16 protein-coding genes are annotated in these 15,063 nt (G+C 69.6%); 8 read left to right on the top strand and 8 right to left on the bottom strand.

Annotation, left to right across the window (positions count from 1 at the left end; genetic code table 11):
• Nucleotides 1-49 precede the first annotated feature (49 nt).
• A complete protein-coding gene (locus tag IU449_RS10625; RefSeq protein ID WP_416382159.1) occupies nucleotides 50-802 on the top strand; it encodes an IclR family transcriptional regulator in 753 nt (250 codons plus the stop codon).
• A gap of 192 nt (nucleotides 803-994) precedes the next feature.
• Nucleotides 995-1,624, top strand: a complete 630-nt coding sequence (locus tag IU449_RS10620; RefSeq protein ID WP_195001657.1) for a TetR/AcrR family transcriptional regulator — start codon at nucleotides 995-997, stop codon at nucleotides 1,622-1,624.
• Here IU449_RS10620 and IU449_RS10615 read toward each other — a convergent pair.
• From IU449_RS10615 to IU449_RS10595, 5 genes are all read right to left on the bottom strand, one after another.
• Nucleotides 1,607-2,743 (bottom strand): Rieske 2Fe-2S domain-containing protein, encoded by a 1,137-nt coding sequence (locus IU449_RS10615; RefSeq protein WP_195001656.1) that lies wholly within the window; start codon nucleotides 2,741-2,743, stop codon nucleotides 1,607-1,609. The two genes, IU449_RS10620 and IU449_RS10615, sit on opposite strands and share 18 nt — an antisense overlap.
• Before the next feature lie 56 nt (nucleotides 2,744-2,799).
• The gene (locus IU449_RS28975; RefSeq protein WP_228803891.1) at nucleotides 2,800-2,967 is read right to left on the bottom strand and encodes a hypothetical protein; all 168 of its coding nucleotides are present in this window, start codon (nucleotides 2,965-2,967) and stop codon (nucleotides 2,800-2,802) included.
• 248 nt (nucleotides 2,968-3,215) lie between these two features.
• On the bottom strand, nucleotides 3,216-3,572 hold the full coding sequence (locus tag IU449_RS10605; protein WP_324188168.1) for a UDP-glucose/GDP-mannose dehydrogenase family protein: 357 nt from the start codon (nucleotides 3,570-3,572) through the stop codon (nucleotides 3,216-3,218).
• A gap of 122 nt (nucleotides 3,573-3,694) precedes the next feature.
• Nucleotides 3,695-4,837, bottom strand: coding sequence for a polyprenyl synthetase family protein (locus IU449_RS10600; protein WP_324188167.1), 1,143 nt, complete (start codon nucleotides 4,835-4,837; stop codon nucleotides 3,695-3,697).
• A gap of 86 nt (nucleotides 4,838-4,923) precedes the next feature.
• On the bottom strand, nucleotides 4,924-5,808 hold the full coding sequence (locus tag IU449_RS10595; protein WP_195002475.1) for a MerR family transcriptional regulator: 885 nt from the start codon (nucleotides 5,806-5,808) through the stop codon (nucleotides 4,924-4,926).
• 304 nt (nucleotides 5,809-6,112) lie between these two features.
• Here IU449_RS10595 and IU449_RS10590 point away from each other — a divergent pair, with 304 nt between their 5' ends.
• Entirely contained in the window at nucleotides 6,113-6,784 is a 672-nt protein-coding gene (locus IU449_RS10590) for a fasciclin domain-containing protein (protein WP_195001653.1), read from the top strand.
• A gap of 81 nt (nucleotides 6,785-6,865) precedes the next feature.
• Here the strand turns inward: IU449_RS10590 and IU449_RS10585 are convergent, their stop codons facing one another.
• Both IU449_RS10585 and IU449_RS10580 read right to left on the bottom strand, forming a co-directional pair.
• Nucleotides 6,866-7,678: a MerR family transcriptional regulator gene (locus IU449_RS10585; protein ID WP_324188166.1), complete on the bottom strand. Its 813-nt coding sequence runs from the start codon at nucleotides 7,676-7,678 to the stop codon at nucleotides 6,866-6,868.
• Nucleotides 7,679-7,866: 188 nt separating this feature from the next.
• Nucleotides 7,867-8,283 (bottom strand): nuclear transport factor 2 family protein, encoded by a 417-nt coding sequence (locus IU449_RS10580; protein WP_195001651.1) that lies wholly within the window; start codon nucleotides 8,281-8,283, stop codon nucleotides 7,867-7,869.
• A gap of 228 nt (nucleotides 8,284-8,511) precedes the next feature.
• On the opposite strand from IU449_RS10580, the gene IU449_RS10575 reads away from it, so the two are divergent.
• From IU449_RS10575 to IU449_RS10560, 4 genes are all read left to right on the top strand, one after another.
• Complete coding sequence (locus IU449_RS10575) at nucleotides 8,512-9,063, top strand: nuclear transport factor 2 family protein (RefSeq protein ID WP_195001650.1); 552 nt, start codon at nucleotides 8,512-8,514, stop codon at nucleotides 9,061-9,063.
• Nucleotides 9,064-9,201: 138 nt separating this feature from the next.
• On the top strand, nucleotides 9,202-10,146 hold the full coding sequence (locus IU449_RS10570; RefSeq protein WP_195001649.1) for an alpha/beta fold hydrolase: 945 nt from the start codon (nucleotides 9,202-9,204) through the stop codon (nucleotides 10,144-10,146).
• Nucleotides 10,147-10,244: 98 nt separating this feature from the next.
• A complete protein-coding gene (locus tag IU449_RS10565) occupies nucleotides 10,245-11,672 on the top strand; it encodes an ATP-binding protein (protein ID WP_195001648.1) in 1,428 nt (475 codons plus the stop codon).
• Complete coding sequence (locus IU449_RS10560) at nucleotides 11,669-13,621, top strand: vWA domain-containing protein (protein ID WP_195001647.1); 1,953 nt, start codon at nucleotides 11,669-11,671, stop codon at nucleotides 13,619-13,621. The genes IU449_RS10565 and IU449_RS10560 overlap by 4 nt, the downstream gene beginning before the upstream one ends.
• A gap of 31 nt (nucleotides 13,622-13,652) precedes the next feature.
• Here IU449_RS10560 and IU449_RS10555 read toward each other — a convergent pair whose 3' ends face one another.
• Complete coding sequence (locus IU449_RS10555) at nucleotides 13,653-14,006, bottom strand: DoxX family protein (RefSeq protein WP_195001646.1); 354 nt, start codon at nucleotides 14,004-14,006, stop codon at nucleotides 13,653-13,655.
• Between the two features lie 138 nt (nucleotides 14,007-14,144).
• Here IU449_RS10555 and IU449_RS10550 point away from each other — a divergent pair, with 138 nt between their 5' ends.
• Complete coding sequence (locus tag IU449_RS10550; protein WP_195002474.1) at nucleotides 14,145-15,050, top strand: sigma-70 family RNA polymerase sigma factor; 906 nt, start codon at nucleotides 14,145-14,147, stop codon at nucleotides 15,048-15,050.
• Nucleotides 15,051-15,063: the final 13 nt, after the last annotated feature.

The following is a 15,063-nucleotide window of genomic DNA, read 5'->3' as shown; positions in this document are numbered from 1 at the left end:
TGACCTGCTCTTCCAGGCCCCGCCGGCCTGCTCACCGATGGAGGTTTCCGTGAAGAACGGCGACGACTTCTCCCCGGCCGTCATCGACCGCGTCGCGGCTCTACTCGACGAGTTGCGTGACGGCGGCGAGATGACCCTGTCCCAGTTGGCGGGCCGGACCGGATTGCCTCGGTCCTCGACGCACCGGTTGCTTTCCCGGCTCGTCGAACTGGAGTGGGTCAGTAGGAACGGTCAGGCCTACGCGCTGAGCCGCAGGATGTTCGAATGGGGCGCTCTCGCACAGCAACACGACAGCTTGCACCGAGCTGCCCATCCGGTCCTGCACGAACTGCACGCGACGAGCGGTTTGATCGTTCACTTGGCCGTGCTCGACGGCAATGACGTGCGTTACCTCGACAAGGTCGGCTATGGTCGGGTCCCGATTCCTTCTCGCATCGGAGGGCGGCAGCCGGCTCTGCGGACCGCGTTGGGCAAGGCGCTCGTCGCGCATTCCCGGAGCGGTCCGGCGGTCGACGGCTCGGCCGACGGGGCGCCGAGGTCGACGGGTATCCCTGCGCTGCCGCGCCATGAGATCGCCCGGATCCGTCAGCAGCGCGTGGCCTACGAACGCGAGGAGTGTGTCGCGGGCGTCGCGTGTGTGGCCGCTGCCATCGGCAACGGCCGCACCTGTGTGGGCGCGGTCTCGGTAACCGGCCCGGTTGACCACGTGGACAGCGTGACTTTGGCCGGGGCGGTGCGATCCGCGGCGCACGTGATCTGGCAGAGTCTCGGCGGGGACGGCTCTGGGCGACGAGCGGGATGATGCGCCCGGGTCGGCGCAGGAGCGACGGCCCGCCGTCGACTGCCGGGGTGTGGCCGGTGATGCGATCGAATCCGCCAGTGACATCCTCATTTCGAAGCCCATTGACCACTTGATCAATGGATGTGGCACAATTCAGCTCCCAGGCACGCCGCGCCCGTATCCGACCGCGCCGAATCCGACAGGGGAAAGACCGTGGACCCGCAGGAACGCAAAAGGCTGATCCTCGACCGTTCGGCTGAGATCTTCGCTCGCAAGGGAGTTTCCGCGACGACCATCCGTGAGATCGCCGATGCGGTAGGGGTGTATTCGGGCGCGCTCTATCACTACTTCCCGTCCAAGGAAGCGATCGTCACGGAGCTCATCCGCGAGTACATCGAGGATCTGTCGAACCGGTGCAAGCAGGTGCTGGCGCGGAATCTGCCGCCCGTGCAGCGGCTCGAGGCGCTCGCCGAGATCGCGCTGGCGACCAGCGAGGACTACCACGGTGCCACCTCGATCTGGCGCCGCGAAGGCGAATACATGCGTGAACGTGTGGTGGAGGCCGATATGGCGGCCACCGCGGACATGATGGAGATCGCCTGGCGTGATGCCATCAGCGACGGCGTCGCGGCGGGGGATCTCCGCGCGGACATCGATCCGGAGGTCTTCCGTGAACTCGTCTACGACGCGGTCTGGCATGCCTCGCGCTGGTTCCGGCCGTCCCCCGAGTACACCCTGTCCGACCTCGCCCGGACCGTGATCTCGGTGTTCGTCGACGGCATGCGACCCCGCTCCGCCCCGATCGGGGCGGAGCGGGAAACGAGCTCACTCGCCGGAGGCTGAGAGGTTCTCCGCGACCTCCCTGTGCCAGGACTCCAACGCGCGAGAGGTGTCGACCTCGAATTCGAAGCGTTGGGTCATCTCCGGAGTGACGTCCTCGAGATCGACGTAGAACTGGCTGTACCAGCGGCGGAGCTGGTAGACGGGCCCGTCCTCTTCGGTGAGCAGCGGGTTCTCGATGCGGGTCTTGTGTTTCCAGATCTCGATGTCCTGCGTGAACTGCTCTTCGAGACCATCGGTGAACAGTGTGGCCATCTCCGCGGTCTGTTCCTCGGTCATCCCGTCGATCTTCTTGACAATCGTGCCGAACTGGAGGACGAAGGAGTTCGAGGTCACCGGATAATGGCAGTTGATGAGCTTGGATTCGACGGTGGCGCCCTCGGCGACGGTGTGGATCGTGTCGAGCATGAAGGAAGGACCGTAGTAGAACGCGTCCGAAATGGTCTGCGCCTCCGGAAGATCCATCTGCACACCGGTCTTGATGTCGTCGCGGCCGTAGGAGCGCATGTGCTGTCCGGCGATGTGACCGTCGAAGACGTTCTTGAAGTATTCGGGCATCTGGTAGTGCACGTAGAAGAAGTGCGCCATGTCGACGACGTTGTCGACGATCTCACGGCAGTGTGAACCCTCGACGTGGATCGTCGTCCAGGTCCAATCGCTCCACAGCCCGTCGTCGTAGCCCTCGATCTCCGGGATCGCCAGTTCCGCGGGCGGTTGCGAATCCTGGGGGCAGTGCCACACCAGCAGCACGCCGTTGCGTTCCATCGTGGTCCAGGCCCGGGTGCGGGCGACCTTGGGCGTGCGGCGCGCGTAGGGAACCGACTCGCATCGGCCCTTGCCGTTCCACCGCCAGTCGTGGAACGGGCAGGCGATCGTGTCGCCCTTGATCTCGCCACGCGCGAGATTGCCGCCCATGTGCCTGCAGTAGGCGTCGAGCACGTGGATCTCGCCGGCAGAGTCGGCGAACACCACGACCTCGGTGCCGAACACCTTGACCTGGTGCGGCGTGCCGTCACGGAAGTTCTTGGCCAACCCGATGCAGTGCCAGCCCCGCGCGAAACGCGTCGGATTGGCTCCGGTATCGATATTGCGGATTTCGATCCGCTCCTGCTCGACGGTCATGGGCGTCTCCAGTGATGTGTAGGTACTCGAACGGGCACGGGGTGTGCGGTCTGTGGTCACCGGCGGGAAGTGGGGATCTCCGGCGACGCGAGGGGCGCGACGGCCGGCTCGGTGCGCGTGGTCATGGCGATCTCGCCCCGGGCCACGGCGTCGTCGACCGTGCGGTCGAGCGCTGCACAGCGCAGCAGATAGCCGCCGCGGCCGACGGTCCCCGCCGCGACCATCTCCTGGCAGGTTCGGGAGGCCCCGGCGGTCCATTGGATGCTCGTGTGAGCGGGGCTGTACTTCGCGACGGATACGCGAGCGTCACAGGTGCGACAGGCGAGCGGCTGCAATTTCCGGATCCCTTTCCTCGGATGGAACGAGGCTAGGAACCGTGATGTGGCGGAAGCCACAGCAATTCGGTCCAGCGGAACAGTCGGTCGGCGGCGGCGCGTGACAGCGCTCGCCCAGCGTGTCGTGCGGGGGACCCTCAGCGTGCGATGCCGGTGCCGAACACCGTGAACCCTGTTTCGTCGAGCAGACTCTCGTCGAGCAGGTTGCGGGTGTCGACGACAACCGCTCGCTCGACGGCGTCGGCCGGCCTCGGCCAGTCGAGAGCACGGAATTCGGGCCATTCGGTGAGTACGACGAGGGCGCGGGCCTCCTCGGCGACGAGGTACGGATCGTCCACGACGCGAAGCTCGTCCAAGTCGGGATGATTCGAGGCGGGGACCCGCGGATCGTAGGCGGTGACGGCGGCCTTGGGTTCGACGAGCCGGTGCGCGATGGCGAGGGCGGGAGATTCGCGGAGGTCACCGGTTCCGGCTGTGAACGCGGGCGGCGACACGCCTCCGCTGGACGCCCACGCAGGCGGGCCGCGGCGGATCCACGAATTCACCACCGGGATCGGCGCCGCGGACCTGGTCGATCGACGCGAACACCGGGAAGCGGCGCCACTCGGATAGGGGATCAGTGATCGCGGTGGGCGCAGCGCTGCGCCACCTGCCGCAGTGCCGAGGTGAGAGCAGGATCGAGGCCGCTGCGCGCGAGGAAGGATTCCGCGCGCTGCACCCGGTCGCTGATCATCTGCTCCGCCCGCTGCGGTGCGCCGCTGTCGACGATCACGGTGAGGGCCGCGGTCACCGCGTCGTCGTCGAATTCGCCACGTGCCCAGAGTTCGTGCAGCCGAGCGCGCTCCGGAGCGGATGCCAGCTGATCGGCCAGCACGATGACCGTGGTGGCCTTGCGTTCACGCAGGTCGGCGCCCGCGGGCTTGCCGGTGACCGCGGGATGGCCGAACAGGCCGAGCAGGTCGTCGCGGATCTGGAAGGCTTCGCCGATGAGCGAGCCGTAGCCGCCGAGCGCCTCCAGCACCGGCGGGGCGCAGCCTGCCATGGCCGCACCCAGCTCCAAGGGTCGGCGCACGGTGTAGTTGCCGGATTTGCGGCGGGCGATGTCGAGGACCTGATCCAGCGAGGGCAGCCGCGCCGCGTCGTTGAGCAGGTCGGCGAGTTGCCCGACCGCCAGCTCGGCGCGCATCGCGTCGTAGTGCGGCCACATGCGTGCCAGTGCCGCGTCGCCGACGCCGCTTTCGCGCAGCATCCGTTCGGCCCACACCAGGCACAGATCGCCCAGCAATACCGCCGCCGACTCTCCGAAGCGCGACGAGGACCCCGACCGCGCCTGCTCGGCATGCCGGCGTGCCAGTCGGACGTGTGCCGACGGACGACCCCGGCGCGAGTCGGATTCGTCCATCACGTCGTCCTGCAGCAGCGCGAACGCGTGCAACAACTCGAGACTGGCCGCCGCGCGCAACGCGGCGTCGGACTCCGCGGCACCGCACCGCCAGCCGAGATACATCAATGTCGGTCGCAGACCTTTGCCGCCCGCGACGATGTCGCCCACCGCGTGCATCGGCTCGTCGAAGCCGAGCGTCGCCAGATCCTCGGCGCAGCGCGCGGCCACGAACTCGACGGTGTGGGCGCGCAGCGTATCCGCCACCCGCGCGAACCAGGCCGGTTCGCCGACGGCAGGCTCGCCGGTACGTGGCGACGGCGCGGGCCGTGGCAACTGCGCGGTTCCAGACAGCTGCGCGGTGCGTTGTGCGTTCACCCTTCGAGCCTGACACATCGCGGCGAAATTTGCATCGTTTCTGAATCGAAGATGCTCATCGGTCTCTCTCCTGTTCGGCGGTCTCGTCAGCCGCGTTCGTGGGGGGCGCGCGCCGTGCGTTCGATGTGGTGGACGGCGTCTTCGAGTGTGTGCACACGCAGAGCGCCCGCGTCGGCGTCCGTGCCGGCCCATCCCGGTCCGGCCAGCAGCAACTGCGCGGGCGGTGGGGTGAGGTCGGAAACGTCGTGTGCCGTGCGCTTGCGCTGCGACCACAGCAGCAGGATCGGGCTGCGGGTCTGTTTGGCCACCGCGTCGGCCAGCGCGGCGCCGGGGACCGAGGCGCCGAGCAGCAACGACGGGATCGAGCTCTCGGCGAGTGCCGCCCGCAGGATCTCCAGCGGCAGGACGTGGTTCTCGCCCGCGGTGCAGGCCAGCAGTACGGGGGTGATGTCGTGCCGGTCGCGCACCGGTGGCGCGGTGCGGTGCAGGGCGGTGGTGATCGCCCAGGACAGCACGTGCTCCACGTCGACCAATCCCTCGTCGCGGAGCTGGCGGGTCACCAGATCCGCGAAGGCCGGACGGCACAGCCGGTTCCAGGTGGTGGCCACGCCGAAGTGTGCGAAATGGGCGGTGAGGAGGGCGAGCAGTTCGGTGGCGCGCAGCCCCTCCGCGGCGGTCAGCACCGCCCGCACGTCGCCGAGTTCGGGCGCCGGATCGGCTGCGGCTCGGGCCGCCGCCGCCGCGCTGGCCGTGCTGACGCCGGTTCTGACCAGCTCGACCATGCGGGCGAGCACCGCGATGTCCCGCGGTGCGTAGGTGCGGTGGCTGCCCGGCCGGTGATTCGACGGGCCCAGGTCGTAGCGCTGGTTCCAGCTGCGCAGCGTGGCGACCGGAATGCCGAGGGCGTGAGCCGCCGCGCTGACGGTCAACTCGGCCTCGGCGTTGCCTGCTGTCGGGCCGGGGCCGGTCATGTCCGCCCCTGCGTCGTACGCGACCACGGGCTCACCCGGCCGACCCGGCGCGGCGGACGCCCGGCGGCTCCGTGTTCGCCCGTGCGAGCCATCCGAGCGAGCCCGCGGTGGCGAAGTACGGCATGACGGTCTCCTCCATGTCGATGGTGTCGATCGGTCGGGTGTGGGTATTCGGGTCGGTGGGCCTTCCTCCCGCGGGCTTCACAATACTCGCAAAATGATGCACTATCGATGCAGTGGGCACATTGTTCACGGGGCGTGACAGACCGCACGCGACGCCCCGCCCCTTCGAGAAAGGCATGACATGAGGACTCGCAAATCCCGCGTTGCACTGATCGCGGCGCTCTCGGCGGTCGCGATCGCCAGTGCCGCCTGTGGTGATGACGACGACACCACGACGGATGCCACGACCACCACGACCGGTGCGATGACGACCACGATGATGATGACGACGACGGCGGAGGGACAGGCCGCGGCCGCCGCGCCGGTCGGCCCGGGATGCGCCGCCTACGCCGAGCAGGTCCCGAGCGGTCCCGGCTCGCTCGAGTCGATGGCCACGCAGCCGGTGACGGCGGCCGCGGCCGACAGCCCGTTGCTGAACACGCTCACCGCGGCGGTTTCCGGTCAGCTCAATCCGCAGGTCAATCTGGCCGCCACCCTCGACGGCGGCGAGTTCACGATCTTCGCGCCGGTGGACAGCGCGTTCGAAGCGCTCGACCCGGCCACCCTCGAGAGCCTGAAGACCGACTCGGCGGCGCTGACCGCGATCCTGACCTACCATGCCGTGCCGGGCCGCGTCGGGCCGGATGACATCGCGGGCACGCACACCACCGTGGAGGGGTCCGACGTCACCGTGACCCGTGACGGCGACGAGATCGAGGTCAACGATGTGTCCGTGGTCTGCGGCGGCATCCAGACCGCGAACGCCACGGTGTATCTCATCGATCAGGTCCTGACGCCGCCCGCGGAGGGCTGACAGGCGCGGCTCAGGCAATAACGGGCGGGGCCGGTTGCCGGCTCCGCCCGTTGTCGGCTCACTCCGGCCGGGTCGTGGGTGTCAGTCGTCGGATCCGGCGATCCGGGCGACCGCGTCGGCGAGCGTGTGCACCGCGATCGCCTCCTCGGGCAGGATCGCCAGATCCCAGCCGGGACCGCCGACGAACACCCGGGCGCCCGCGTCGGCGCAGACCCGGACGGCCGAGGTCAGGGCGGTGGACTCCTGGTGAGACCACAGCACCACGTCGGGGTTGCCGTCGATACGCGCGACAGCGTCGGCGACGGCGGCGGTGGGGACGTCGGCACCGAGCATCCACGCGTTGACACCCCGCTCGACGAGCGCGGCCCGCAGGGCTTCCAAGGCGAGGGCGTGGGTCTCGCCGCTCGTGCAGGCCAGGACCGCGGCCGGAGGCTCTCCCGAGGCGGTGGGCGGTACGCAGGCGTGCAGGGCTGCCGTGATCGACCAGGACAGCAGATGCTCGACATCGATGCACCCTTCGCCGCCCAGCTGGCGCGCGACGATCTCCGCGAACGCCGGTCGGCACAACAGCTCCCAGGTGTCGAAGACGCCGTAGGTCTCCAGGTGCGCGGTGAGCAGAGCCGACACCGCGCGGGCGTCGAGGGCGAATGCCGCGGTGAGCAGCGGCTCCCGATCCCCCCGTGTCGGCGGGGCGGGTCGTTCGGTCACCGCGGCCGCCGCGCCCGCCGGACTCGCGCCCGTCCGGATCAAGGCGAGCATCCGCTCCAGGGTCGCGATATCGGACTCGGTGTAGAGGCGGTGCTTCCCCGGTCGCTGCTGGCTGGGGCCGATGCCGTAGCGGCGGGTCCAGCTGCGCAGTGTCGCTGTCGGTATCCCGAGGCGTTCAGCTGCCACCCGCACCGTGAATCCGGCCGCACCAGGATCCGGAGCGGATTCCCGAACATCACCGTCCGGTGACACAACCCCCTCCTCAGCCGGGTGAAACCGTTCACGCGACGCAGCACCTACTCTGCGTCGGCCCACGGTACCGCAACCGCGCGGAGCGGTTCACGATGCCGGAATCCGGCTCCGCGCGGGACGCCTCACCGACCGGCGGCTTCTCGCTCGTAGTGGGCCTGGGCCTCGGCCTTGATCCGCTCGAACTGCGCACCCATGCGTTCGGCCAGGGCCTGCGCCGCGGATAGCGGGCGCACCATGACCATGAAGTCGTCGATCTTGCCCTCCTCGTCGACGTGCAGGAAATCGCATCCGGTGAGTTTCTTGCCGTCGACGGTGGCCTCGAACACCAGGGCGTGGTCGCGCCCGCCCGGATCGGCGATCTCGCGCACGTACCGGAAGTCCTCGAAGACCCGGACGACCGCGCGCAGGATGGCCGCGGTGAGCGGTTTGCCCGGGTAGGGCTTGAACGCCACCGGGCTGGTGAAGACCACATCGTCGGCGAGCAGCGCCTCCATCGCCGCCTCGTCACGAGCTTCCACGGCTGCCCGGAAAGCGTGCATATTCCACCTCGCATTGTCGAATGATCGATCGACCCGCCACCGTAGCGCTGTTCGCGTAGCCGGGAGGCCACATCGAGGACTCCGGTGGCAATCCTCCCCGGATCGGCCGCCGCCCACACCCCTGGACACGTGTCTATACAACTGTACCGGCCGCGTGTACCGTGATCGCTGCTGTCTGGAACGCCTTCGAGCGCCCGGAGTCCGCTGCACAGATCGGAGCAGATGTTCATGTCCTTTCCCCGCGCCGAACTCGACGAGATGATCCGCCGCTGGCTGCAGGCGAACGACGAGTGTGAACAAGCAGGAGACTGGCGGCCGCTGGCGGAGTTCTACACCGAGGACGCCACCTACGGCTGGAACTACGGGCAGGCTCACGACTTCATGGCGGTCGGCCGCGACGAGATCCGCGACTACGCCATCGGCCTGGAGATGGACGGCCTCGACGGCTGGACCTACCCCTATCAGTCCTGGGTCGTCGACGAGGCCACCGGCGACATGATCGGTCTGTGGAAGCAGATCTGCGACGTCAAGCGCCCCGACGGAACGAACTACGCCCTCGACGGCATCCAGGGCAGCTGGTTCAAATACGCGGGCGACTACCAGTGGGGCTGGCAGCGCGACTTCTTCGACTACGGCAACGTGACGGCGCTGTTCACCGAGATGATCTCCAACGGCGACCTCACGCCCGGCATCCACAAGCGCATCGATCGCGTGGTGAATTCCGGGGGCGAGCTGCCCGGTTGGTACCCGCTGGGTGGCACCCCGGTTCCCATGTGGTGACTCGGCGCCGCCGGGCCCCACCTGGGTGGTGATTCGTTCCACCTCGGGGAACGATCCCAGCACCCGAGGCCCCTGATGCGCGGCGGCGGTCTGCCGGAGAGTGGGAACTCCAGTAGTCCGAGAGAACCGGAGCCCGCGATGTCCACCACCCGCACGATCGCCGCCACGCCGGGGCGTCGCGTCACGGTCGTCGCCGACGACGGTGTGGCGCTCGCGGTGCGGGAATACGGTCCGCGCGATGCCGAGCTCACCGTCGTCCTCGCGCACGGTCATTGCCTGCGCACCGAATCCTGGGCCGATGTCCGCGACGCGCTGCTGCGCGAATACGCGGGGGCCCGGGTGGTCTGCTACGACCATCGCGGCCACGGCGCCTCGGCGGCCGCGCCGTATCAGAGCTACCACCTCGACCAGCTCGGCCGTGACCTGCGCGCGGTGCTCGACGCGGTGGCCCCGGCCGGGCCGGTCGTGCTGGCCGGGCATTCGATGGGCGGAATGACGGTGCTCACCTACGCCGCGCAGAACCCGGAGGAGATCGGCACCAGGATCGTCGGGGTCGCGCTGCTGGCGACAGCGGCGAGCGGGATCGCGGACGCCGGCTTCGGGCGGCTGCTGCGCAATCCGGCCATCCCGTGGTTCCAGCGAGCGGTGCGCCGCGCGCCCGGCGCGATGCATCGCGCGAAACTGCTGGCCTGCAAGCTGTTCGCCCCGGTGATCCGGTCGGCGGAGTTCGGCAACCGCCGCGTCGGCCCGCAGGTGCTCGCGCTCGCGAACGCCATGCACAACGAGACCTCCATCGTGACCATGGCCAGCTTCCTCAGCGCCTTCCTCACCTACGACCGCACCGAAGCGCTGCCGTTGCTCTCGCGCATACCGACGGTGGTGCTGTGCGGGTCGGCGGACCTGATGACTCCGCCCTCGCACGCCCTGGCGATGGCCGCCGAGGTCGAGAACTCGGCGCTGGTGATCCTCGAGGGCGCGGGGCATTCGGTGATCCTGGAACAGCCGACAGAGGTGGCCGAGGTCCTCGCACGGCTGCTCGCGCGCGTGCGCCGAGAGGGACGGATCGGATATGTGGCGGCGTGACCGAGCGGGAACGTGGCGTGCTCCTCACGACGCAGCCTGCCGGAGGACGGAGGCCGGAAACATCGACCGGAACGGCGAATCGACGTAGTTTCGATGGGGTGACGGCTCCCACAGATCTGCCCACCACCGCCGGTGACCTGCGCGCGGCCGGCTACCGGCCGCGCGGGGTGAAGTCCGAGATCCGGGACAACCTGCTCGCGAAGCTGCGGGCCGGGCAGGACCCGTGGCCGGGCATCGTCGGCTTCGATCGCACCGTGCTGCCGCAACTGGAACGGGCGCTGCTGGCGGGCCACGATGTGGTGTTGCTGGGGGAGCGCGGCCAGGGCAAGACGCGGCTGCTGCGTACTCTCGCCGGCCTGCTCGACGAATGGACGCCGGTGATCGCCGGGGCCGAACTCGGCGAGCATCCGCTCGACCCGATCAGCCCGGCCGGGCGCAGACTGGCCGCCGAACTCGGCGACGACCTGCCGGTCGCGTGGCGGCACCGATCCGAGCGATACGCGGAGAAGCTCGCCACCCCGGACACCTCGGTGGGGGACCTGATCGGTGACGTCGACCCGGTCAAGGTCGCCGAAGGACGCAGCCTCGGCGACCCGGAGACCATCCACTTCGGCCTGGTGCCGCGCGCGCACCGCGGCATCGTCGCGATCAACGAGCTGCCCGACCTGGCCGAACGCATCCAGGTCGCGCTGCTCAATGTGATGGAGGAGCGTGACATCCAGATCCGCGGCTACACCCTGCGCCTGCCCTTGGATGTGCTGCTGGTGGCCACCGCCAACCCCGAGGACTACACCAACCGCGGCCGCATCATCACCCCGCTGAAGGACCGGTTCGGCGCCGAGATCCGCACCCACTACCCGCTGGACGTGGCCGCCGAGATCGCGCTGGTCCGGCAGGAGGCCGATCTGGTCGCCGAGGTCGGGGAACCGCTGATCGAGGTGCTCGCCAGATTCGTCCGGCACCTGCGGGACTCCCCGGCGATCGACCAGCGCTCGGGTGTGTCGGCGCGGTTCGCGGTGGCGGCCGCGGAGACGGTCGCCGCCGCCGCGCTGCGCCGGTCCGCGCTGACCGGAGAGCATCCGGCCGTGGCACGGCCGGTCGATCTGGATTCGGTGGCGGCGGTGTTGCGCGGCAAGCTGGAATTCGAATCCGGTGAGGAAGGCCGCGAACAGGAACACCTCGCGCATCTGCTGCGCCGCGCGTTCGCCGAGACCGCCCGCGACCGGCTCGGCGGTCTGAATCTGCGGCCGCTGGTGGAAGCCGTCGCCGCAGGCCATCAGGTGACCACCGGCGACCGGGTGCCCGGCGCGGAAGTATTGTCCGCCCTGCCCGAGCTGCCGGTGCTGCACGAGGTCGCCGAACGGCTCGACGTGGTCGCCTCCGATCAGCCCGCGCGCATCGCCTCGGCCGTTGAATTCGCCTTGGAGTCCTTGTTTCTCGCTCGCGAGATCGCGAAGGACACCGGTTCCGCCGAGGGGCCCACCGGTGATCCGGCCGACGGCGCCACCGTATACCGCCGGCCATGACCAGCGCCGACCGCTACTCCTACGGCCCGTATCACGACGGACCGGACCCGCTCGCGCCGCCGGTCGACCTGCGCGCCGCGCTCGACATGGTCGGGCAGGAAGTCATGGCGGGCAGTTCGCCGCGCTCGGCGCTCGCGGAACTGCTGCGCCGCGGCACTCGCGAGATGCGCGGGCTCGAGGACCTGACCAGGCGGTTGTGGCGCAAGCGCGCCGCGATCACCCGCGATCACCGGCTGGACGGCACGCTGCGCCGGGTGCGCGAACTGCTCGACGAGGCGCTGGAAGCCGAACGGCGCGTGCTGTTTCCCGACCCGTCCGACGAGGCGCGCTTCGCCGAAGCGCGCCTGGACGCCCTGCCGTCGAGCACCGCCGCGGCGGTCGGCGAACTCTCCGAATATCCCTGGCGGTCGGAGACCGGCCGGGAGAACTATCAGGCCATCCGCGAGCTGCTCGGCCGCGAACTGCTCGAGTCGCGGTTCGACAGCATGAAGCAGGCGCTGCGCAGCGCCACCCCCGAGGATCTCGAACGGGTCCGCCGGATGATGACCGACCTCAACGACCTGCTCGCCGCCCACGCGCGCGGCGAGGACGTCGAGCGGCAGTTCGCCGAATTCATGACCGAGCACGGTGAGTACTTCCCCGAGAATCCCCGCGACATCGAGGAATTGATCGACGCGCTCGCCGCCAGGGCCGCCGCCGCGCAACGCATGATGAACTCGATGTCGCAGCAGCAGCGCGCGGAACTCGAGCAGCTGATCGACCAGGCCTTCGGCGATCCCCGGCTGGCCGAGCAGGTCGGCGCGCTCGACGCCCACCTGCGGCAGCTGCGCCCCGACGCGGACTGGGACTCCGCGCGCGGGTTCCGTGGCGACGACCCGCTCGGCATGGGCGAGGGCGCGCGGGCTCTGCAGGATCTCGCCGAGCTGGACGCCCTCGCGGAACAACTCTCTCAGGCATATCCTGGGGCTCAGCTCGAGGACATCGACCTGGAGGCGCTGGCCCGCCACCTCGGCGAAGACGCCCGTGTCGATGCCGCGCGGCTGGCCGAACTGGAACGCGAACTGCGTCGTCAGGGGATGTTCGAGCGGGCGCCGGACGGGTCGCTGCGGTTGACACCCAAGGCATTGCGCCGCCTCGGCGAGATGGCGCTGCGGGACGTGGTCGGACAGTTACGGGCCAGGCGCGGTGAACGTGACACGGCCAGGGCCGGTGCGGCGGGCGAGCCGACCGGGTCGTCGCGGCACTGGCGGTTCGGCGACACCGAGCCGTGGGACGTGTCGCGGACGGTGCGCAACGCGGTGCTGCGTTCGGCCTCGGCGGGCAGCCGGAGCGTGCGGCTGGACGTGACGGATGTGGAGATCATGGAAACCGAGCAGCGTTCCCGCGCGGCGGTCGCGCTGTGTGTGGACACGTCCTGGTCGATGGTGCAGGACGGTCGCTGGGTGCCGATGAAACGCACCGCGCTGGCGCTGCACCAGCTGATCACCACCCGATTCCGTTCCGACGCACTCGATCTCATCACCTTCGGCCGCCAGGCCACGACCGTCGACATCGGCGAGCTGACCGCGCTGGACGCGGTGTGGGAGCAGGGCACCAATCTGCACCACGCCCTGCTGCTGGCGGGCCGCCACCTGCGCAGGCATCCGGACGCGGTGCCGGTGGTGCTGGTCGTCACCGACGGCGAGCCCACCGCCCACCTGGAACCCGACGGCGCGGCGTACTTCCAGTGGCCGCCCGCGCCCCGCACCCTGGCGGTGACCATGGCCCAGGTCGACTCGCTGGCCCGGCTGGGCGCCTCGGTGTCGGTATTCGTGCTCGGCGAGAATCCCCGCCTGGCCGCGTTCGTCGATCTGATCGCGCGGCGCGGCGGGGGCCGGGTGATCGCTCCCGACCTCGACGGATTGGGGGCCGCCGTGGTGTCGGACTACCTGCGGGGCAGGCGCGGCTGAGCGGCAGGCTCTCGCCCTCAGTTCGACGCTGTCAGGCGAAGTATGGGACCGAGGCCGCTGCCAGCAGGAGGAACCCTGCCGGGAACGCCAGATTGTGGAGCACGCGCGCCCGGATGTGGACGGCCATCGCTCCGATGAAGAAGGCCACGAGACCCAGCGCTGCGGCTGCGCCGATGATCGGCACTCCGGCGAGCCCGAGCATCAGTCCCACCACTCCGGCCCCCTCGATCACCGCGAGGTAGGGGATCCATTTCCGGTCCACCCCTACTTCGGCACAATTGCGCACCACGAACTGCGCGCGCGTCGCCTTGGCGACGACCTCGAATCCGTTGGCGATGACGCAGCCGATGGTCGCGCCGAGCAACGCGACCTCGATCGCGGTCATCGGACGCACCGCCTCTCGACGGTGCCGTGCGGAAGTAGACTCATGATGTCTCCTCGGAAGTCTTCATCGGTCGGATCGGTCTCTCACCCCTCTTGACGCTCGGTACGAAGAAAAGGGGACACCCGCGTGAGTCTCTCCATGGAAATCGTCGATCAGTTCGAGGCCGCCCGGCCCAAGCTGACCTCCCTGGCCCACCGCATCGTCGGATCGCATCACGACGCCGAGGACGTAGTGCAGGCCGCCTGGCTGCGCATCCAGAGCGCGCGGCAGACCGACGTGGACAACCCCGACGGCTGGTTCACCACGATCACCGCCAGGCTGTGCCTGGATCTGTTGCGCAGCCGCGAGCGCCGGGACGAGGTCTTCCGGCCCGCCGCCGAGCTCCCCGGCGAACAACTGGCCGCCGACGAGGAGTTCCTGCGACGCGAGGACGTCTCGAGAGCGCTGCTCGTCCTTCTCGACCGGCTCTCGCCTCGCCGACGAGTCGCCTACGTCCTGCACGACCTGTTCGCCGTGCCGTTCGACCAGGTCGCCGCTGTCCTCGGTACCAGTACCGACGCCGCCAAGAAGCTCGCGGGCCGCGCCCGCGCCGACCTCCGCCCTGCCGAGCCCGCCCGGGCGGCGGTCGGCGCCGACCATCTCGCGATCGTCGAGGCATTCCTGGCCGCCGCTCGGGGCGGCGACATCGATCGTCTCGTGACACTGCTGGCCCCTGATGCCGTTCGCACCGCCGACGTCCGGCTACTTCCGCGCGGAGCCGCGACCACGGTGCGCGGCGCCCGCGCGATCGCGGAGGAGACGAGGTACTTCCTGGATCGGATCGCTGTCACCACACCAGTTTTCGTGGACGGTGTCGCCGGTGCGGTCATCGCGCCGGGCGGGCATCCGTACGCCGTCCTCCGCTTCCGGTTCCGCGAGGCGACGATTACGGAGGTCGACATCACGTCGTACGCGGCCGACGAGGCGCAACCGGTCCTGCACGGGACGCAGATCGCGTCGGACCCGGACCGATGGCCCGCGCCCGGGCGAGCGACGGGCGCCTGATCCGGATGGTGCC

The sequence above is a fragment of the Nocardia higoensis genome (assembly GCF_015477835.1).
In the GTDB taxonomy this organism is placed as follows: Bacteria; Actinomycetota; Actinomycetes; order Mycobacteriales; family Mycobacteriaceae; genus Nocardia; species Nocardia higoensis_A.
This window is presented reverse-complemented; position numbering and strand designations above follow the sequence as displayed.

Excerpts from the sequence above, each read along its gene's own strand:
- IU449_RS10615 (WP_195001656.1), bottom strand. The coding sequence starts at position 2,743 with ATGACCGTCGAGCAGGAGCGGATCGAAATCCGCAATATCGATACCGGA.
- IU449_RS28975 (WP_228803891.1), bottom strand. The coding sequence starts at position 2,967 with ATGGTCGCGGCGGGGACCGTCGGCCGCGGCGGCTATCTGCTGCGCTGT.
- IU449_RS10595 (WP_195002475.1), bottom strand. The coding sequence starts at position 5,808 with ATGACCGGCCCCGGCCCGACAGCAGGCAACGCCGAGGCCGAGTTGACC.
- IU449_RS10590 (WP_195001653.1), top strand. The coding sequence starts at position 6,113 with ATGAGGACTCGCAAATCCCGCGTTGCACTGATCGCGGCGCTCTCGGCG.
- IU449_RS10580 (WP_195001651.1), bottom strand. The coding sequence starts at position 8,283 with ATGCACGCTTTCCGGGCAGCCGTGGAAGCTCGTGACGAGGCGGCGATG.
- IU449_RS10575 (WP_195001650.1), top strand. The coding sequence starts at position 8,512 with ATGTCCTTTCCCCGCGCCGAACTCGACGAGATGATCCGCCGCTGGCTG.
- IU449_RS10570 (WP_195001649.1), top strand. The coding sequence starts at position 9,202 with ATGTCCACCACCCGCACGATCGCCGCCACGCCGGGGCGTCGCGTCACG.
- IU449_RS10560 (WP_195001647.1), top strand. The coding sequence starts at position 11,669 with ATGACCAGCGCCGACCGCTACTCCTACGGCCCGTATCACGACGGACCG.
- IU449_RS10555 (WP_195001646.1), bottom strand. The coding sequence starts at position 14,006 with ATGACCGCGATCGAGGTCGCGTTGCTCGGCGCGACCATCGGCTGCGTC.
- IU449_RS10550 (WP_195002474.1), top strand. The coding sequence starts at position 14,145 with ATGGAAATCGTCGATCAGTTCGAGGCCGCCCGGCCCAAGCTGACCTCC.